The sequence below is a fragment of the Acidihalobacter sp. genome (assembly GCF_037381185.1).
GTDB lineage: Bacteria > Pseudomonadota > Gammaproteobacteria > DSM-5130 > Acidihalobacteraceae > Acidihalobacter_A.
Window position 1 is genome coordinate 37,592 of record NZ_JARRQY010000015.1, and the last position, 16,382, is coordinate 53,973.

21 protein-coding genes and 1 pseudogene are annotated in these 16,382 nt (G+C 65.6%); 14 read left to right on the forward strand and 8 right to left on the reverse strand.

Annotation, left to right across the window (positions count from 1 at the left end; all coding sequences use genetic code 11):
* The first annotated feature begins 46 nt into the window (after positions 1–46).
* From P8014_RS07260 to P8014_RS07275, 4 genes are all read left to right on the forward strand, one after another.
* A complete protein-coding gene (locus tag P8014_RS07260; protein ID WP_337816646.1) occupies positions 47–436 on the forward strand; it encodes a RidA family protein in 390 nt (129 codons plus the stop codon).
* A 13-nt stretch (positions 437–449) separates the two neighbouring features.
* On the forward strand, positions 450–977 hold the full coding sequence (locus tag P8014_RS07265; protein ID WP_337816647.1) for a hypothetical protein: 528 nt from the start codon (positions 450–452) through the stop codon (positions 975–977).
* 4 nt (positions 978–981) lie between these two features.
* Positions 982–1,923, forward strand: a complete 942-nt coding sequence (locus tag P8014_RS07270; RefSeq protein ID WP_337816648.1) for an MFS transporter — start codon at positions 982–984, stop codon at positions 1,921–1,923.
* Between the two features lie 91 nt (positions 1,924–2,014).
* Positions 2,015–2,527 carry a hypothetical protein gene (locus P8014_RS07275; protein ID WP_337816649.1) on the forward strand — a complete coding sequence of 171 codons (513 nt, stop codon included), beginning with the start codon at positions 2,015–2,017 and terminating at the stop codon, positions 2,525–2,527.
* Here the strand turns inward: P8014_RS07275 and P8014_RS07280 are convergent.
* The 3 genes from P8014_RS07280 to rimO are packed head-to-tail and all read right to left on the reverse strand — an operon-like array spanning position 2,521 to position 4,627.
* Complete coding sequence (locus P8014_RS07280) at positions 2,521–2,946, reverse strand: HIT family protein (RefSeq protein WP_337816650.1); 426 nt, start codon at positions 2,944–2,946, stop codon at positions 2,521–2,523. The two genes, P8014_RS07275 and P8014_RS07280, sit on opposite strands and share 7 nt — an antisense overlap.
* A 2-nt stretch (positions 2,947–2,948) precedes the next feature.
* A complete protein-coding gene (locus tag P8014_RS07285) occupies positions 2,949–3,230 on the reverse strand; it encodes a hypothetical protein (RefSeq protein WP_337816651.1) in 282 nt (93 codons plus the stop codon).
* A 56-nt stretch (positions 3,231–3,286) separates the two neighbouring features.
* Positions 3,287–4,627, reverse strand: coding sequence for a 30S ribosomal protein S12 methylthiotransferase RimO (rimO, locus tag P8014_RS07290; RefSeq protein WP_337816652.1), 1,341 nt, complete (start codon positions 4,625–4,627; stop codon positions 3,287–3,289).
* Positions 4,628–5,073: 446 nt separating this feature from the next.
* Between rimO and rpmE the strand changes: the two genes are divergently transcribed.
* From rpmE to P8014_RS07320, 6 genes and pseudogenes are all read left to right on the forward strand, one after another.
* Positions 5,074–5,277 (forward strand): 50S ribosomal protein L31, encoded by a 204-nt coding sequence (gene rpmE, locus P8014_RS07295; protein WP_337816653.1) that lies wholly within the window; start codon positions 5,074–5,076, stop codon positions 5,275–5,277.
* A gap of 19 nt (positions 5,278–5,296) precedes the next feature.
* Complete coding sequence (locus P8014_RS07300; protein ID WP_337816654.1) at positions 5,297–6,055, forward strand: thermonuclease family protein; 759 nt, start codon at positions 5,297–5,299, stop codon at positions 6,053–6,055.
* 134 nt (positions 6,056–6,189) lie between these two features.
* Positions 6,190–6,526: pseudogene (locus P8014_RS07305) on the forward strand (malate dehydrogenase); the annotation flags it as partial.
* A 64-nt stretch (positions 6,527–6,590) separates the two neighbouring features.
* Positions 6,591–7,499 (forward strand): 5'-3' exonuclease H3TH domain-containing protein, encoded by a 909-nt coding sequence (locus tag P8014_RS07310; RefSeq protein ID WP_337816655.1) that lies wholly within the window; start codon positions 6,591–6,593, stop codon positions 7,497–7,499.
* Complete coding sequence (locus P8014_RS07315) at positions 7,496–8,038, forward strand: pseudouridine synthase (protein WP_337816656.1); 543 nt, start codon at positions 7,496–7,498, stop codon at positions 8,036–8,038. Before P8014_RS07310 ends, P8014_RS07315 begins: the two co-directional genes overlap by 4 nt.
* Before the next feature lie 28 nt (positions 8,039–8,066).
* Entirely contained in the window at positions 8,067–8,477 is a 411-nt protein-coding gene (locus P8014_RS07320) for a hypothetical protein (protein ID WP_337816657.1), read from the forward strand.
* 57 nt (positions 8,478–8,534) lie between these two features.
* On the opposite strand, the gene P8014_RS07325 is transcribed toward P8014_RS07320, so the two are convergent.
* Both P8014_RS07325 and P8014_RS07330 read right to left on the reverse strand, forming a co-directional pair.
* Entirely contained in the window at positions 8,535–9,152 is a 618-nt protein-coding gene (locus tag P8014_RS07325) for a LysE family transporter (protein ID WP_337816658.1), read from the reverse strand.
* Positions 9,149–9,526 (reverse strand): group III truncated hemoglobin, encoded by a 378-nt coding sequence (locus P8014_RS07330; protein ID WP_337816659.1) that lies wholly within the window; start codon positions 9,524–9,526, stop codon positions 9,149–9,151. Before P8014_RS07330 ends, P8014_RS07325 begins: the two co-directional genes overlap by 4 nt.
* Positions 9,527–9,572: 46 nt before the next feature.
* Here P8014_RS07330 and P8014_RS07335 point away from each other — a divergent pair, with 46 nt between their 5' ends.
* Positions 9,573–10,454, forward strand: a complete 882-nt coding sequence (locus P8014_RS07335; RefSeq protein WP_337816660.1) for a fructosamine kinase family protein — start codon at positions 9,573–9,575, stop codon at positions 10,452–10,454.
* A gap of 20 nt (positions 10,455–10,474) precedes the next feature.
* On the opposite strand, the gene P8014_RS07340 is transcribed toward P8014_RS07335, so the two are convergent.
* On the reverse strand, positions 10,475–11,713 hold the full coding sequence (locus P8014_RS07340; protein WP_337816661.1) for a PQQ-dependent sugar dehydrogenase: 1,239 nt from the start codon (positions 11,711–11,713) through the stop codon (positions 10,475–10,477).
* 159 nt (positions 11,714–11,872) lie between these two features.
* Here P8014_RS07340 and P8014_RS07345 point away from each other — a divergent pair, with 159 nt between their 5' ends.
* From P8014_RS07345 to P8014_RS07355, 3 genes are all read left to right on the forward strand, one after another.
* A complete protein-coding gene (locus tag P8014_RS07345) occupies positions 11,873–12,730 on the forward strand; it encodes a zinc ABC transporter substrate-binding protein (protein WP_337816662.1) in 858 nt (285 codons plus the stop codon).
* 63 nt (positions 12,731–12,793) lie between these two features.
* A complete protein-coding gene (locus tag P8014_RS07350; RefSeq protein ID WP_337816663.1) occupies positions 12,794–13,570 on the forward strand; it encodes an ATP-binding cassette domain-containing protein in 777 nt (258 codons plus the stop codon).
* Positions 13,567–14,409, forward strand: coding sequence for a metal ABC transporter permease (locus tag P8014_RS07355; protein ID WP_337816664.1), 843 nt, complete (start codon positions 13,567–13,569; stop codon positions 14,407–14,409). The genes P8014_RS07350 and P8014_RS07355 overlap by 4 nt, the downstream gene beginning before the upstream one ends.
* Before the next feature lie 9 nt (positions 14,410–14,418).
* Here P8014_RS07355 and P8014_RS07360 read toward each other — a convergent pair whose 3' ends face one another.
* Both P8014_RS07360 and P8014_RS07365 read right to left on the reverse strand, forming a co-directional pair.
* Positions 14,419–15,042 (reverse strand): malonic semialdehyde reductase, encoded by a 624-nt coding sequence (locus P8014_RS07360; RefSeq protein WP_337816665.1) that lies wholly within the window; start codon positions 15,040–15,042, stop codon positions 14,419–14,421.
* Between the two features lie 29 nt (positions 15,043–15,071).
* Complete coding sequence (locus P8014_RS07365; protein ID WP_337816666.1) at positions 15,072–15,776, reverse strand: pirin family protein; 705 nt, start codon at positions 15,774–15,776, stop codon at positions 15,072–15,074.
* Positions 15,777–16,382: the final 606 nt, after the last annotated feature.

A 16,382-nucleotide genomic window follows, 5' to 3' on the forward strand; every position in this document is an offset into this window, starting at 1 on the left:
ATACACTACCCAAGTAGTTAATAATAACCCGCCCAAGGAGATACCCATGCGCAAGCTTCATTCGTCCGGTTCCAGCTACGAACAGACGCTCGGTTACTCGCGAGCCGTGCAGGTCGACGACATGCTCTTCGTTTCGGCGACGGCCGCCGGAGGACCCGACGGCAAGATCGTCGGCGACGACCTGTACTCACAGACGCGCTATATCCTGCAAAAGCTGGAAGGCGTGCTGCAGGAGGCCGGATTCGCCCTGGCCGACGTCGTGCAAAGCCGGCTCTACGTAACGGATGTGGCGCAATGGCAGGAGGCCGGTCGCGCGCACGGCGAAGCGTTCGGCGACATCCGTCCGGCGCTGACGCTGCTGCACGTATTGCCGTTCGTCGACCCGGCGATGCTGGTCGAGGTGGAGATCACCGCGCGCAAGAGCGCGTCGGCATAGGCGACCACCCGGCATGGACGCGAACGCCGAACACAGCGCCATGCCGCTCTCCCGCCGCCCGGCGACGACCCTCTTCGTCGCCGCGGCGGCTGGCATCGCCATCGCCAACAACTACGCCCTGCCGGCCGTCGCGCAGACGCTGCACGCACCCTTGGCCGCCACGGGACTGATCGCCGGGTGCCTGCAGTTCGGCTATATGGCGGGGATTCTGCTGCTGGTCCCGCTAGGCGACAGGATCGCGCCGGCACGGCTGGTCTGCATGCAGTTCTTCGCGCTCGGGGCGGCACTGCTCGCGGCCGCGCTAGCTCCCTCGCTGACCGCATTGGCCGTTGCCTGCTGCATCGTCGGTGCTTTTGTGTCCTGTTTTACCCTTGGAAGCACATTCAGCGTGTCGCTGACCGGTCAGATGCAAGACGTGCTTGTGCGGGAATGGCTAGCCCTTTCAAGCAAGCACAACGCCGCAGATGGCCGGTCAGCAACACGCCCGAAGGGAGCCCCCCGAAAGCGCCGGAACCGCGTTGCAGCGCTTGATAAGGGGTAAACCATTGCCTGCGCACTGCGCCTTGTTCCGACACTTTCGAGGGGCTCTGCATGAGCTTCCAAGGGTAAAACAGGACACAACAACCAATGCGGTACATCTCGCCTCGGCGGCCTTCCATCTGGCGCCGGCCGCAGCGCGCGGCAAGGCGTTGGGCACCGTGGCGAGCGGCATCTCCGCCGGCATTCTGCTCAGTCGATTCGCGGGCGGAGTCCTCACTCAGCACGCCGGCTGGCGCGGCATGCTGCTGTGTTTCGGCGCCGCCGCCGTCCTGCTCGGGATCGCCTCCATGCGCGCGATCCCCGCGGTACGCGAAGCGCATTCCGACAGCGCAGGCTACTGGGCACTGCTGCGCTCGATGCCGGGACTATTGCTGCGCCATCGGCTGTTGCGGGAAGGAATCCTGGTCGGCGCCTGCTGGTTCTTCGTGTTCAGCGCACTGTGGGTGACGCTCGCCTTGAGCCTGTCCGATGCGCCGCTGCGCCTCAATCCGACGCAAGTCGGTCTGTTCGGCTTTGCAGGCCTGCTCGGGCTGCTGACGACGCGACCGGCGGGAAGTCTTGCCGACCGCGTCGGATTCCGTCCGGTCATCGCGCTCGGACTGGCGACCGCGCTGGCCGGCTGCGCCGTGCTCTACGCGGCGGCCACGTCGATCCCGGCCATCGCGCTGGGCGTCGTGTTGTTCGATACGGGCTGCTTCGCCGCCCAGGTCGCGAATCAGACCCGTCTGCTGGCGCTGGAGCCAAGCGCACGCAATCACATCTACGGCACGTACATGTTCGCGTACTACGCCGCCGGCGCGCTGGGCTCCGTGTTGGGACCGGTGCTTTTCGCGCGCGCAGGATGGCTGCCCGTCTGCGCGGTGAGCGCCGCCATCGCCGCAGGCGGGCTGCTGCTGACGCTTCTGGCGCACTACGCCGAACGCGACGCCGCCGCCTCCCGGGCATAAACACCAAGCCAGGCGCAAAAACAGCGAACACCTGCTAAAGCATAGGGGCTCGCCACGCACTGCGGCGGCATCCATCCCCAGGAGGACAACCATGCCCACGACTCTTCGCCCCAACGCCTTTCTGCGACTGCTCGCCGGCCTCGTGCTGGCGCTCGGACTGACCGGCTACGCCGGCGCCGCCCCGCTCAATGATCAGCAAGCGCTCAGCGGCCTCCACGAGGCCAAGGCCGTGTTTCTCGTTTCGGTCAACAATCCCGGCCGCGTCGATCATGTGCTCAGGGTCATCGGCATGACGGAAAAAGGTCTGCGCGAACAACACGTCACGCCCCATCTCATCGTCGTGTTCGTCGGCCCTGACGTGGCATTCCTGACCCGCGACCGCCGAGGCATAAGCTACATGGACCAGCGCGCCGTGGCGGGCATCCAGAAGCAGATCGGGCAACTGCACAAAACCGGGATCGGGTTCCAGGCCTGCGGCATCGCCATGAAGGGCATGGACGTGACGCCGGACATGCTGATCCCCGGCGTGCAGGCCGTGGGCAACGGCTACATCTCGGCCGTCGGCTATGAGGCCAAGGGGTATTCCCTGGTGCCCGTCTACTGAGTCGCGTCGGGCACGAACGCCGTGCCCAAACCCTCGCGCACCAGCGCGGCGATGCGCTCGGCTTCGTCCTGCGAGTAGGCCTCACGCTGCTGCGCGCCCCACACCACGCCGGGCCAGCAGAAGTCGTCCGCACGACGACCGACGACGTGGACATGCAACTGGGACACGACGTTGCCGATAGCGGCCACGTTGGTCTTCTGCGCGGCAAGCCGCTGCTTGAGCAGACCGGACAGCGCATTGACGGCGGCGAGCACGGCGCTCTGCTGCGCCGCCGGCAGCTCGTAGAACTCCGTGTGCGGCGTGTCCGGAACCAGGATGAACCACGGCACCAGCGCGTTGTTCATCAGCAGCAGGCGGCTGCCGTGCAGCGTTCCGAGCTGAATGCAGTCGGCGGCCAGACGGAGATCGAGCGGCCGCACGATCAGACCTTGGGCGAGAAAGCGATGCAGTAGCCGCGCGGGCTGATGCTGCCGGCGACCACCGAACACGTGCCCGGCGCAGCGGCGTTCGCTCCGGGCTGGAAGTAGATGCAGCCGGAACACGACTGTCCGCCATTCGGGCTGTTGCGGTAGGCCATGGCCGACTTGGACACTTTCCCGGCTTCGGCGCCGCCGCTCCAAAGCAGCGGCACCGCCGTGCCCAGCGCCGCGCCGACGCTGCGCCGCAGGAAATGCCGCCGTGCTATCCGCTTATTCCGGTCCATATCGTCTCTTGCCGTCCCATGCGCCCGAGCTTCGAAGTATAGGCCCAGCCGCCGGATCAATCAGTCCGCAGGCGCGCCCACAGATCGTGCTCGTCGGCGTCGGTCACCTCGACTTCGAGGAAATCGCCCGGCTGCACGTCGATCGCTCCGTCCACATAGACCAGGCCGTCGATCTCCGGAGCGTCGGCCGCGCTGCGCGCCGTCGCGCCTTCCTCGCCGACCTCGTCCACCAGCACGCGCAACCGCCGTCCGATCTTGGCCTGCAGGCGAGCGGTGCTGATTTCCGCCTGGCGGGCCATGAAGCGCTCAAGGCGTTCCTGCTTGAGTTCTTCCGGCACGGCGCCCGGCAGTTCATTCGCCGTCGCACCCTCGACCGGCGAATACGCGAAGGCGCCGACACGGTCCAGCCCGGCCTCGCCGATGAACTCGAGCAGCGTCTCGAAATCCTCTTCCGTCTCACCGGGGAAACCGACGATGAAGGTGCTGCGCAGCGTCAGATCGGGGCACTGCGCGCGCCAGTTGTGAATGCGTTCGAGCACCTTCTCGGCCGCGGCCGGGCGGCGCATCGCCTTGAGAATGCGCGGGCTGCCGTGCTGCAGCGGGATGTCGAGGTAGGGCAGGATCTTGCCCTCGGCCATCAGCGGAATCAGCGCATCGACGTGCGGGTAGGGGTACACATAGTGCAGGCGCACCCAGGCCCCCAGTTCGCCGAGCGCCTCGGCCAGCGTCTGCACGTGCGTCTTGAGCGGGCGCCCACGCCAGAAACCGGTGCGGTAGCGCACGTCCACCCCGTAGGCGGAGGTGTCCTGCGAAATCACCAGCAGCTCGCGCACGCCCGCATCGACCAGATTCTCCGCTTCCTGCATCACCTCGCCGATCGGGCGGCTGACCAGGTCGCCGCGCATGCTCGGGATGATGCAGAACGAACAGCGGTGGTTGCAGCCCTCGGAAATCTTGAGATAGGCGTAATGGCGCGGGGTGAGCTTCACGCCCTGTGGCGGCACCAGACTGGTGTACGGATCGTGCGGCGGGGGCAGGTTCTCGTGCACCGCGCCCATGACCTCTTCATAGGCGTGCGGACCAGTCACGGCCAACACCTGCGGATGCGCCTCCAGCACGCGCTCCGAATCGGCGCCCAGGCAGCCGGTGACGATGACACGGCCGTTCTCGGCCAGCGCCTCGCCGATGGCGTCCAGCGACTCCTCGACTGCCGCGTCGATGAACCCGCAGGTATTGACCACCACGAGGTCCGCCGCCTCATAGCTGGGCGAGATGTCATACCCTTCCGCCCGCAACTGGGTGAGGATACGTTCGGAATCTACCAGCGCCTTTGGGCAACCAAGGCTGACGAAGCCCACTTGGGGCGTTGCAGACGACATCATCTGAGACCTGTTCATAAGCTTTCCGGGCGCCCTTATACACATACGCACGACGCGGCGCAAACCCCGATGCACGGGATTGACGGCATTCCGCGCCGCCCCTCTTGACGAAACTTTTTTACAGCAATTTCATCATGTTACATGATATGATCAAAAAATGAACAACTTAATGCAAACGTAACATTGAAGCCACTGCTACGCAGTTGACCTCAGCTCATCCACAAAGTTATCCACAGACAATGTGGAAAACGGCTCAACCCTTTTCAGGACAAGCATTTGGCGCACCGAACGAAAAAACTTCAGAACATCGCCAAGTTTTTTTCTCGGTCATTGGGGGATTGCCCCGCGCGCCGTCTATCTGTAAAATCCCGCTCCCTTTGGCAGCCTTTCGAAATAACCGCCCGCGCGCGACACGCCGGGGTCATGGGCAGGCCAGGCGCATGCATGCATTTGAGGACGCCTCGATGAAGACCGATATCCACCCCGATTACCATGACATCAAGGTAAGCTGCAGCTGCGGCAACACCTTCGTGACCCGCTCCACGTTCAGCAAGCCGGACCTGCAGGTCGAAGTCTGCTCGCAGTGCCACCCGTTCTACACCGGCAAGCAGAAGATCGTCGACACCGCCGGCCAAGTGGACAAGTTCCGTCGCCGCTACGGCATGTAAAATGCCTCGCATCCGCTGGATGCAAGGGGCGCTCCTGGCGGGCGCCCTTTTTTGTTCGGCCACATACGCCACGGCCGACTGCTCCAGCGGACGCATCGACAGCCATGCTCGAGTCGCCCATGTCATAGACGGCGACACGATCATCCTGGCGGACGGGCGCCATGTGCGTCTGATCGGCATCGACACTCCCGAACTGGGACATGGCGGCAAGGCCTCGCAACCCTTTGCCCGGGCCGCCCGCCGCGCGCTGGTGCGCTTGCTCGCCGGCAACAGCGATAGCGTGGCACTGCGCTACGGACGCGTCCGGCATGACCACTACGGCCGCACCCTGGCGCATCTCTACCTCGCCGACGGCAGCAGCATCAACGCCGCCCTGCTGCGCGAAGGCTACGCCACCGCGCTCGTGGTACCGCCCAATCTCTGGGACGCGGCCTGCTACGGGCAAACCGAATCCTCGGCCCGCAGCAGACATGCAGGCATCTGGGCGCTACCACGCTACCAGCCGGTTTCCACCCGAACGCTGGCGGCCAGGACCGAGGGCTTTCACATCCTTCGCGGGCGCGTGGTCCACGTTGGCCGCAGCCGCAACGCGCAATGGATCGACCTGGAAGGAAAAGTCGCCCTGCGCATCGACCGCAAGGATCTGCCGTACTTCGAGAGCGTCGACTTCGAATCTCTGCGCGGCGCCGAGATCACCGTCCGCGGCTGGGTCCACTCACGACGCGGCGAGCACCTCATCAGCGTACGTCATCCTCTAGCGTTGACTATCCTTCAGTAACGGTAACGCTTGCTGCAGGATGCCGCGCCCGCACAGGACCCAATAAACCGGACTCAAGAAAAACACTGCTTCGAACTCTGCAGAAGAGCCCCTCGATAATGTCCAGCAAGTTCCTCGAAGAAGCTCTCGAAACCGATCTCAGCGAGTTCAAACAGGAGTTCGCAGCCGACACCGATCTACGCACGCTGAACCGAAGCCTGCGCGGGAACGGACGTGTTCATCGGTGTCTCCGGCCCGGATCTATTCACCGCGGCCATGCTGCGCAGCATGGCCGACAGCCCCATCGTGTTCGCGCTGGCGGAACTGGCGCACGAGCCCGTGCCGCAGTCGGTGCTCGACGCCTATGAACTCGACGCACTCGAATTCGACCCCGAGTACATCATCCCCAACCCCTTCGATCCGCGCCTGATCGAGATCCTTCCGCCAACCATTGCCGAAGCGGTGCGACGCAGCGGGGTTGCACGCCTATAGCCGGCGCACGCAGCATCCCAGGATGACCCTATAATGGGTCATCTTCGCACAACCGCACGGTTTCATGTCGCCTCCGATCCTGCTCGTCGACTCCAGCATCTACGTCTTCCGCGCCTGGTTCACACTGCCGGGCAATCTACTCGACGCCCAGGGCCGGCCGGCCAACGCCGTACTCGGCTTTCTCGATTTCGCCCAGCGGCTATTCGCCGAACGCGCACCCTCGCGCATCGCCTTCGCCTTCGACCAGTCGGTAAGCTCCAATTTCCGCAACGACATCTACCCGGACTACAAGGCCAATCGCCCGCCAGCGCCCGACGAACTCCGCCAGCAGTTCGCCCAGGTCCGCGTCTTCCTGCGCGCCGCCGGACTGTGCGAACTCAGCAGCCCACGCTTCGAAGCCGACGATCTGATCGGCACGCTGGCGGCGCGCGAGCGGGCCAAGGGCGAGCGTCTGTTGCTGATCACCGCCGACAAGGACCTCGCCCAACTGATCGGGGCGGACGACCACTGGTGGGACTTCCCGCGCGGCGAGCCCCTCGACCCGCGTGCCGTGGCGCGCAAGTTCGGCGTGCGCCCCGATCAGATCGCCGATCAGCTCGCCCTGGCCGGCGACAAGGTCGACAACATTCCCGGCGTGCCCGGCGTGGGCATGGCGACCGCCGCAAAACTGCTCCACCGCTTCGGCAGCCTCGAGGCGCTGCTGACGGACATTCCGGCCATCGGGCAAATGAAGATCCGCGGCGCCAAGCGCCTCATGCTGCTCATCGACGAGCATCAGGACACCGTCCGGCTGGCTCGCCGACTCACCGGCATCGAATGCGCCGCCGAACTCCCGGAACACGGCCCGCTCGAACGTCGGCCGCCGGACCCTGACGCGCTGCAGGCCTGGTTCGAGCTGATGGGCTTGAGCGAACGGCGCCGCGACAACTGGCTGGCGCTGCTGTCGGGCGAAGCCGCCGGCACGCCGTCATGAGCCGGCTGCTGCTGTTCAACAAGCCCTACGGCGTACTCACGCAGTTCACCGACGCCGAACAGCGCGCCACGCTGGCAGACTATATCGACGTGCCGGGCGTCTACGCCGCCGGCAGGCTCGACCGCGACAGCGAGGGACTGTTGCTGCTCACCGACGACGGCCGGCTGCAGCAGCGCGTCGCCGATCCCAAGCATGCCATGAGCAAGACCTACTGGGTCCAGGTCGAGGGCGAGCCGGCGGATTCCGCCCTCCAGGCCCTGCGCGAAGGCGTCCAGCTCAAGGACGGCCTCACCCGGCCCGCCAAGGTCCACCACATCGAAGAGCCGCACGCGCTGTGGACGCGCGATCCGCCGGTGCGCTATCGCAAGACCGTACCCACCAGCTGGCTGGCGCTCACGATCAGCGAAGGCCGCAACCGTCAGGTACGGCGCATGACCGCGGCCGTCGGCCATCCGACCCTGCGCCTGATCCGCTACCGCATCGGTTCCTGGACACTGGACGGCCTCGCCCCCGGGCAATGGAACCTGCTGGATCCGTAGTGACAGACTTAACCAAAGGAGCCGAATCATGATTCAGGCCGACCAAGACCACATGCACGGCGAACATCGCGACTGGAGCAGGCAGCACGCGTCCTGGTTGCTCGATACCGCCCGCTGGCAACGCGACAATGAACAGGCCCAGCGCCAGCTCGACAACATCGCCCTGAACCTGCGCGAGCGCGATGCCCAGCTCAAGGCGCACATACAGCGCATCCGCGCACATGAAGCGCTGGCGCGCAACCACGAACGCGCCATCGCCGAACAAAGGGAAGGAGCGGAGGAGGGACGCCGAGGCGTACTCGATCGAGCCATGGCTGCACGGCACGTGCATGAAAGCTCGGCACACGCGAACATCGCCGCCGACCATGCCGAGTACGGCAAGCGGCACGCAGAGATCATGACCCTGATTGGGCGACTGCAAACGCTGCTGCAAGCCTGAAAACCCTGGGTCCGGGGACACGCGGGCAGGATGAAGCGTGTGGAGCGTAGGGCGAACTCAGTAGCCGAGCAGCCGCACACCATCCGACAGCAGGACCAGCGCCAGCACCGCCAGGCCCAGCGCCAACACGCGCAGGGTGTAGGCATAGGCGCGCCCGCGCAGCAACCCGCGGTAATGCCCAACCAGCAGCGCGAGCACCGCCTTGGCGCCTATCAGCATGACGTAGAAAGCCGCGATGAAGCCCGCCGCCGCCCACACACCCGAGGCATGCAGCGCGCCGAGCACGAACGGGCCTCCCGCAGCCACCCAGAACAGATAGGGGTGCGGGTTGAGAAAGTTGGTCAGCACCGCCTTGCGCAGCGAGCCCGCGCCAGCCTTCGAGGGCTGCATGTCCGCGGGCGAGCTGCGCCAGGTTTCCCAGGCCAGAAAACCCACGTAGACCCCGCCGAGCAGCGCGATCACGCCCAGCACGGTACGCGTCTGCGCGAAGCTGATCAGCACGGCCAGAGTCACCGCGATGATCGGCAGGTCGGACAGCAGCGGCGCGGCCGCCACCCGCAGGCCCTCGCGCAGCCCGTAACGCAGGCTTTGCGACACGGTCAGCGCCAGCATGGGCCCCGGCGCCACGCCCGCGGCCAGCCCCAGCAGCAAGCCGGCCATCAGCGCCTCGATCATCCCATCGCTGCCCGGCCCAGGCGCTCGCCGATACCCCGCGCCATGATCATCCACTGCTGCGCCAGCTCGGGTTCGAGTTCGGCGTCCAGCACCTCGCCGAACAGCACCAGCCAGCGTTCCATATCCTCCTGCCGCAGCCCCATGGGCCGGTGGATGCCGAGCATGTCGACGGGCGCCGGCTCAGCCACCTTGCCGCCCATGGCAATCCACCAGAAATCGGCGATCTGACGTTCGTGGGTCGGGAAGTCCCGGATGTGGACGAAGAACGGCGCGAGCTGCGCATCCGCGCGCAGGCGCTCATAGAACAGCGCGATCACCCGATCGACGCGCTCTCGACCGATGCGGTCGCACAAAGGACGCAGTACTCTGGACATCGCCGCATTCTAGCCCTACGCGCTACCCGGAGCACTCTTCAGCAGCATGGACATACTGACGCACATCACCGGCGAACTGGCCCGAACCCTGCAGCGTCCCGTCGAAATCCGCAGCTCCGGCGCGCTCGGCGGCGGCTCGATCAACGCCGCCTTCCTGCTCGACACCTCGGCCGGGCGGTTCTTCATCAAACTCAATCAGGCGCAGGCTGCGGAGATGTTCGCCGCCGAGGCGGCAGGCCTGGAAGAGCTGGCCGCGGCCGAGGCACTGCGGATTCCGCGCCCCATCGCCCAAGGCGTTGCCGGCGGGCGTGCCTGGCTGGCGCTGGAGCATCTGGAACTCAGCGGCCCTGCCGCGCCCGCAAGACTCGGCGGAGCGCTTGCCCGGCTGCACCGGCACAGCGCCGACGCCTTCGGCTGGACGCGCGACAACACCATCGGCAGCACCCCGCAGTGCAACACCCGACACTCGGAATGGATCGCGTTCTGGCGGGACTGCCGCCTCGGTCCGCAGTTGCGCCTGGCGGAAAGCGACGGCGCACCGCACGACCTGCTTGCCGACGGCGAGCGACTGCTGGAGGTGCTGCCCGCGTTCTTCGACGGCTACCGCCCGCAATGCTCGCTGCTACACGGCGATCTGTGGTCGGGCAACTGGGGCTACGGAAGCGGCGGCGAGCCGACGATCTTCGATCCGGCGGTGTACTACGGCGACCGCGAGGCCGACATCGCCATGACCGAACTGTTCGGCTCACCGGGCGCGGCCTTCTACGATGCCTACGATGCCGCCTGGCCGCGCGATCCGGGCTACGGCGTGCGCCGCACGCTTTACAACGTCTATCACATCCTCAACCATCATCATCTGTTCGGCGCCGGTTATGGAGCCCAGGCGGGGAGGATGATTTCCGGGTTATTGGCGGAAGTCGGCGGCTGAGCCGGCTCGACAACAGCCGGCTAAGGCGTTCGATAGGTAATCCGCCAAATCCTCCCGCGCACGGAATCCGCCACATACAGGGCCCCGTCCGGCCCCTGCGCGATGCCGCACGGCCGATAAGTCGCCTGGCCCGGTGAGTGCACCACGGTGCGCCCGGCGAAACCGTCGGCAAAAACCTCGTAACGTCCGGTCGGCATCCCCTTGGGGTCGAACGGGACGAACGCCACCAGATATCCGGCCTTCGGCTCCGGCGCCCGGTTCCACGAACCGTGGAAGGCGATGAAGGCGCCATCGCGGTAGTGCGCGGGAAACTGCGTGCCGGTATAGAACGTCATCTGCATCGGCGCCCAATGCGCAGGAAAGGCCACCACCGGATCCGGATAGCGGCCGGGCGTGGCGCGCTTGCGTCCGTCGCCCCCGAATTCGGGCGCCAGCATGCGCGCCTTGCGCTGCGGATCGTAGTAGGTATAGGGCCAGCCGTAATCGCCACCGCGGGTGATGGCGAACATCTCTTCGGCGGGCAGGCGCGCATTGTCGGCGGTCGTGTAGTACTGCGGCGCAACCGTATCGAGCTGGTCACGCCCCATCTGTACGGCAAACAGTCGACGGCTGACCGGCTGCCAGGCCAGGGCAAGCACGTTGCGCAGCCCCGTCGCATAGCGTTCGCCGCCGCGCTCCTGGAACTGATTCACGGCACCGGCAGGAAAGCGCCAGATGCCGCCCTGGCGCCGCAGCAGCGGCGCGGGATCGATGCCGCGCGCGCGCCGGGCCCTGTCCGGCTGGCCGCTCGCGTTCGACGGCGCCCCGACATCGACATAGAGATTGCCTGATCCATCGAAGGCAAAGGCCTTGGCGCTATGCTGGAACTGCACCGGAAAACCGCCGGCGACCAGTTGCGGCGCGCCGCTGGGCACCAGTTGCCCCGGCACCAGACGATAGCGGTATACCGCGGTATTGCTCGAGTAGTACAACCAACCGTTCCTGACGGCGATGCCGGTGCCCGCGCCGGAACCGAAGCGCTCGATCTGAACGGCATGGCCATCGTGCATGCGCACCGCGGTGAGGCCGTTGCCGCGACTCTTGGCGTACAGCCTGCCATCGGGCGCGAGCGCGATAAAACGTATGGGGCCAAGGCCCTCGGCCACCACCTCGGCATGGAACCCGGCCGGCAGGCGCAATTCGGTATCCGCCGCGTGCGCCATACCACCGCACAACGCCAACACCAGGAAGCTACGGAGCACTGTGCTGAAGATATGCATGGCGATCTCCCACAGCGCCTGCCGTCTTCTCTAGACTAGGTGTCTGTTCACGCGATTGCACGGCGCGCCGTCCTTGCCGAGCACGTCTTCGAATCGGCTGTTCAGGGAATAGATTATTGTTATAATATAACTTCTCTGATGCAATCGGACTCACAACTCATGCGCCAATTCGTCCTCGCCGCTTTGCTCACCCTGTTCTCGATACCCGCTCTTGCAGCGCCGCTGAACGTTGCCGTCAGCGTACTTCCGCAAAAGTACTTCGTAGAAGCGATAGGCGGCGACCATGTGCACGTGCAGGTCATGGTGCGCCCCGGATTCGAGCCCGCCACCTACGATCCCACCCCACGCCAGCTCACGGAACTGAGCCGGGACCGCCTGTATTTCGCCATCGGCGTACCGTTCGAACGCACCTGGCTGCCGCGTTTCCGCTCGGCCAATCCGAATATGCGTATCGTGGAAACACAGCACGGCATCCAGCGCAGTCCGATGATCCCGGGCCATGAAGACGACGCTGCCGCCGGTGGACTCGATCCGCATATCTGGCTGTCGCCAACCCTGGTGCGCATCCAGGCGATGAACATCATGAACGCCCTGGTCAAAGCCGACCCGGCCCATGCCGGCGACTACAGACGCGGCTACGAGCGTTTCGCCCTGACGATCAATCGCGTCGACGACGCCATCCTGAAGACGCTGGCGAGCGCCGACCTCAAGCAGAACCGCTTCATGGTCTTCCACCCGGCCTTCGGCTATTTCGCCGCCGCCTACGGCCTCAAGCAGATCCCGATCGAAGCCGAAGGCAAGGAACCGAGCCCGCAGCAACTCGCCGCGCTGATTCACACCGCGCGCCAGAACGGCATCAAGGTGGTCTTCGTCGAACCGCAGTTCTCGCAAAAGGCCGCCCGCACGATCGCCGACGCACTCGGCGGGCGCGTGGTACCCATCGACCCGCTAGCCGAAGACTGGCCCAAAGGCATGGAAGCGATCGCGACCGCCCTGCATGCGGTGCTTACCCACTAGAATCTGAAGCGCGATGACCGTCCGCCGCGTGACACGCGGTCACGCGGCGTCGACAATATGCGCATGAACGCTCCAGTCATCGAAATCGAAGGCCTGAATTTCGGCTACGAGTCCGGCCCCGTCCTGAGCGACGTCGCCCTACGCATCCGTCAGGGCGACTTCATCGCCATCGTCGGCCCCAACGGCGGCGGCAAGACCACGCTGCTACGCCTGATACAGGGTCTGCTCAGGCCGCAAAGCGGGCGGATACGCATCTTCGGCAAGGACCCGGGTGACGAACCCGCACGCATCGGCTACGTGCCGCAGCACAGTAATCTGGCACCCGGCTTCCCGGCCACCGCGGAAGAAGTCGTGCTGATGGGTCTGCCGCACGGACGCCGCCACGGCCCGCGTTTCTGGCGCGACGAGCGTGCGCGCGCGCGCGAAGCCATGCGCCGGGTGGGCGTCGAGGATCTGGCCGGCAAACGCCTGCCGGAACTGTCCGGCGGACAGCGCCAGCGCGTGCTCATCGCACGTGCCCTGATCACCCGCCCGGAACTGCTCCTGCTGGACGAACCGCTGTCCAACATCGACCCCTACGGCCGCCAGTGCATCGTCGAAACCCTGACCGGCCTGGGGCGCGAAACCACCATCGTCATGGTCAGCCACGATCTGGGCATCACTGCCAACGCCGTCACCGGCCTGGCCGCGGTCAACCGCTACCTGGTGCAGACCGGCGGGCCGCAGCTGACCCCGGCCATGCTCGAACTGATGTACGGCGTGCACGAGGCCGGCTGCCCGGTGTACGAGCACATCCACAACCTCGCCGAAACCCTGCCCAGCGGCGAGGTGCGCGCATGAGCCTGAGCGAACTGCTGGCGCAGACCTTCGTACAGCATGCGCTGCTCGCCGCGCTGCTCGTCAGCATCGCCTGCGGCGTGATCGGTGCCCTGGTGGTGGTCAACCGGCTGGTGTTCATGGCCGGCGGCATCGCCCACTCGGCGTACGGAGGTGTGGGCCTGGCGTTCTACGCCGGTCTGCCCGTGCTGCCGACCACCGGCGTATTCACCGGCGCCGCGGCCCTATTGCTCGGCCTGGTCACGCGCCGCCGGCGCGAGCGCACCGACACCCTGATCGGCGTGATCTGGGCGGGCGGCATGGCCTTCGGCATCATCCTGCTCAACCTCACGCCAGGCTACAACACGGACCTGATGAGCTACCTGTTCGGCAGCATTCTCACCGTACCGGCGCGCGACCTGTGGCTGATGTTCGGCGCCGACGCGCTGATCGTCGCGCTGACGCTGTACTATTTCCGCGACATCCTGTCGCTGTCCTTCGACCCGGACTACGCCCGCTCGCGCGGCATTCCGGTCGACGGACTGCACCTCATGCTGCTGGTGCTGGTGGCGGAAACCGTGGTCATGATGCTGCAGGTCGTCGGCCTCATCCTGGTCATCGCGCTGCTGACCATTCCGCCGTACCTGGCCGAACGCCACACCCGCAGCCTCGTCGGTATGATGCTCGGCGCCGGGCTGTGGAGCCTGGTGTTCTGCGTCGTCGGGCTGGGAGCCGCCTACGTGTTCGACATCAGCTCCGGCGCGAGCATCGTCGCCACCGCCTGCGTGATCTACCTGACGTTCGTCGCGGTGCAGAGCGCGTGGCGGAAGCTGGGGCGACGCAGCGCGCCGGAGCCGGCCTGACCACAAGGCCTAGACGATGCGGCAAACCTCATCGAAATCCAGCCGCGGATTACGCGGGAACACGCCTGCCGCATCGCCATAGCCCAGATTGACCAGGAAATTCGACTTCCAGCGCCCGTCCGGGAAGAACTCGGCATCCACCTTGGCATTGTCGAAACCCGACATCGGTCCGCAGTCCAGGCCCAGCGCGCGGGCGGCGAGGATCAGGTAGGCGCCCTGCAGCGTACCGTTGCGGAAAGCGGTCGCCTCGCGCAGCGCGTCATTGCCGGCAAACAGATCCTGCGCATTCGGGTTCGCCGGAAACAGCGTGGGCATGTACTCCTGAAACATCGTGTCGTGCGCAACGATCACGGTCACCGGCGCGCTGCGCGCCTTTTCGACGTTGCCGGGAGAAAGAGTCGGGACCAAGCGCTCCTTACCCTCCGTGCTGGTGACGAACACCAACCGCGCCGGGCTCGAATTCATGCTGGTCGGTGCCCATTTCATCAGATCGTAGAGTTCGCGCAGCACGTTGTCCCCGACCGAGCGCGGCTGCCAGGTAGTATGCGTGCGCGCCTCAAGAAACAGCGCGGCCAACGCCACGTCCTCGACCCGGAATCCCGAATTGTCCTCTTGCAGTGTTGTCTGTGACATCAAACTCTCCATTGGTTGATTGAATTGGGTCAGAGTGCGGGCAGATCGAACAGCAGCACCTCCGCTGCCTCGACGCCATCCAGTGCGATCTGTCCCCGGCCTTCGACCGTAGCCGCATCGCCGGCGTTCAAACGCTCGCCGTTGACCTCCAGCGCGCCGCGTGCGACGTGAACATAGGCGATGCGCCCGTCTCCCTTGTCCAGTACGACCGATTCGTCCGCTCCCAGCAACGTGCCGTAAAGACGAACGTCCTGATGCAGGCGCACCGATCCCTGCGCGGCATCCGGCGAAGCGAGCAGGCGCAGGCGGCCGCGGCGTTCTTCAATAGGGAACGCACGTTGTTCGTAGCCGGGTCGAACACCTTCCTCGGCGGGCAGAATCCAGATCTGCAGCAGATGCAGCGGCTCCGAATCCGAGTGATTCATCTCACTGTGGCGAATACCCGTGCCGGCGCTCATGCGCTGCACTTCGCCCGGACGGATCACGCCGTGGTTGCCCTCGCTGTTGCGATGCTCCACCGCGCCGTCGAGCACATAAGTGATGATTTCCATGTCGCGATGCGGGTGTGTCGGGAAACCGGCACCGGGAGCGATACAGTCCTCGTTGATCACTCGCAGGGCGGAGACGCCCATATGATTTGGATCGTGATAATCAGCGAAGGAGAAGCTGTGCCAACTGTCGAGCCAGCCGTGCACGGCGTGGCCGCGTTCGGCGGCCTTACGCAGGGTAAGCATGACGGGGCCTCCGGTGGGGGCGCCTCAACGATGCAAGTGCAGAGTTTCGCGCAGAAAACCGGGGAAGGGGTCGGAATGATTCGAGCGAGCGATTCAAATCGGTTGAACAAGCGGGATGGTGGTTTCGGGCGCGATTCGGGGTATATGGTTTCTGTTGGCGCTGAGGTCCGTTTCGGGCGCGAATCAGCGTTTCCAGTATTGATCCTACTTGGGTGACGCGCCCGAGCCCCTTTCTTTGCATGCCCAAAGAAAGAGGCGAAAGAAAGGCACCCGAAAGGCCTTGTCCCTGCGGGCAGACCTCGAGCGCACACCCCGTCCCGGGGCACCGCAGGTACTTGCCCTCCTGGCAAGGCCTGCTCGGGCGGCGTCCCTGCCGCCCGACCCCGTGCCGGGGCGCACGCTCGAGGCAAGGCCTAACGGGAAGCGGCAAATCAAAACAGAACGCATCCCAACCATCGAGCTACGAATCAGCCAATACAGAAAGATACGCTTCGGACCCGCCCTGTTTTGACGTTTGATCCCCCCTGATCGCTTGCCTCGCGAACGTGCGCCTGGGCGGGGATGGCCGGCAGGACGCCGGCCAAGCAGCCCTTCGCAGGGAAGCGA

Excerpts from the sequence above, each read along its gene's own strand:
- P8014_RS07315 (WP_337816656.1), top strand. The coding sequence starts at position 7,496 with ATGAGCCGGCTGCTGCTGTTCAACAAGCCCTACGGCGTACTCACGCAG.
- rpmE (WP_337816653.1), top strand. The coding sequence starts at position 5,074 with ATGAAGACCGATATCCACCCCGATTACCATGACATCAAGGTAAGCTGC.
- P8014_RS07355 (WP_337816664.1), top strand. The coding sequence starts at position 13,567 with ATGAGCCTGAGCGAACTGCTGGCGCAGACCTTCGTACAGCATGCGCTG.
- P8014_RS07325 (WP_337816658.1), bottom strand. The coding sequence starts at position 9,152 with ATGATCGAGGCGCTGATGGCCGGCTTGCTGCTGGGGCTGGCCGCGGGC.
- P8014_RS07320 (WP_337816657.1), top strand. The coding sequence starts at position 8,067 with ATGATTCAGGCCGACCAAGACCACATGCACGGCGAACATCGCGACTGG.
- P8014_RS07310 (WP_337816655.1), top strand. The coding sequence starts at position 6,591 with ATGTCGCCTCCGATCCTGCTCGTCGACTCCAGCATCTACGTCTTCCGC.
- P8014_RS07275 (WP_337816649.1), top strand. The coding sequence starts at position 2,015 with ATGCCCACGACTCTTCGCCCCAACGCCTTTCTGCGACTGCTCGCCGGC.
- P8014_RS07260 (WP_337816646.1), top strand. The coding sequence starts at position 47 with ATGCGCAAGCTTCATTCGTCCGGTTCCAGCTACGAACAGACGCTCGGT.
- P8014_RS07330 (WP_337816659.1), bottom strand. The coding sequence starts at position 9,526 with ATGTCCAGAGTACTGCGTCCTTTGTGCGACCGCATCGGTCGAGAGCGC.
- P8014_RS07360 (WP_337816665.1), bottom strand. The coding sequence starts at position 15,042 with ATGTCACAGACAACACTGCAAGAGGACAATTCGGGATTCCGGGTCGAG.
- P8014_RS07350 (WP_337816663.1), top strand. The coding sequence starts at position 12,794 with ATGAACGCTCCAGTCATCGAAATCGAAGGCCTGAATTTCGGCTACGAG.
- rimO (WP_337816652.1), bottom strand. The coding sequence starts at position 4,627 with ATGAACAGGTCTCAGATGATGTCGTCTGCAACGCCCCAAGTGGGCTTC.
- P8014_RS07345 (WP_337816662.1), top strand. The coding sequence starts at position 11,873 with ATGCGCCAATTCGTCCTCGCCGCTTTGCTCACCCTGTTCTCGATACCC.
- P8014_RS07340 (WP_337816661.1), bottom strand. The coding sequence starts at position 11,713 with ATGCATATCTTCAGCACAGTGCTCCGTAGCTTCCTGGTGTTGGCGTTG.
- P8014_RS07335 (WP_337816660.1), top strand. The coding sequence starts at position 9,573 with ATGGACATACTGACGCACATCACCGGCGAACTGGCCCGAACCCTGCAG.
- P8014_RS07365 (WP_337816666.1), bottom strand. The coding sequence starts at position 15,776 with ATGCTTACCCTGCGTAAGGCCGCCGAACGCGGCCACGCCGTGCACGGC.
- P8014_RS07285 (WP_337816651.1), bottom strand. The coding sequence starts at position 3,230 with ATGGACCGGAATAAGCGGATAGCACGGCGGCATTTCCTGCGGCGCAGC.
- P8014_RS07265 (WP_337816647.1), top strand. The coding sequence starts at position 450 with ATGGACGCGAACGCCGAACACAGCGCCATGCCGCTCTCCCGCCGCCCG.
- P8014_RS07300 (WP_337816654.1), top strand. The coding sequence starts at position 5,297 with ATGCAAGGGGCGCTCCTGGCGGGCGCCCTTTTTTGTTCGGCCACATAC.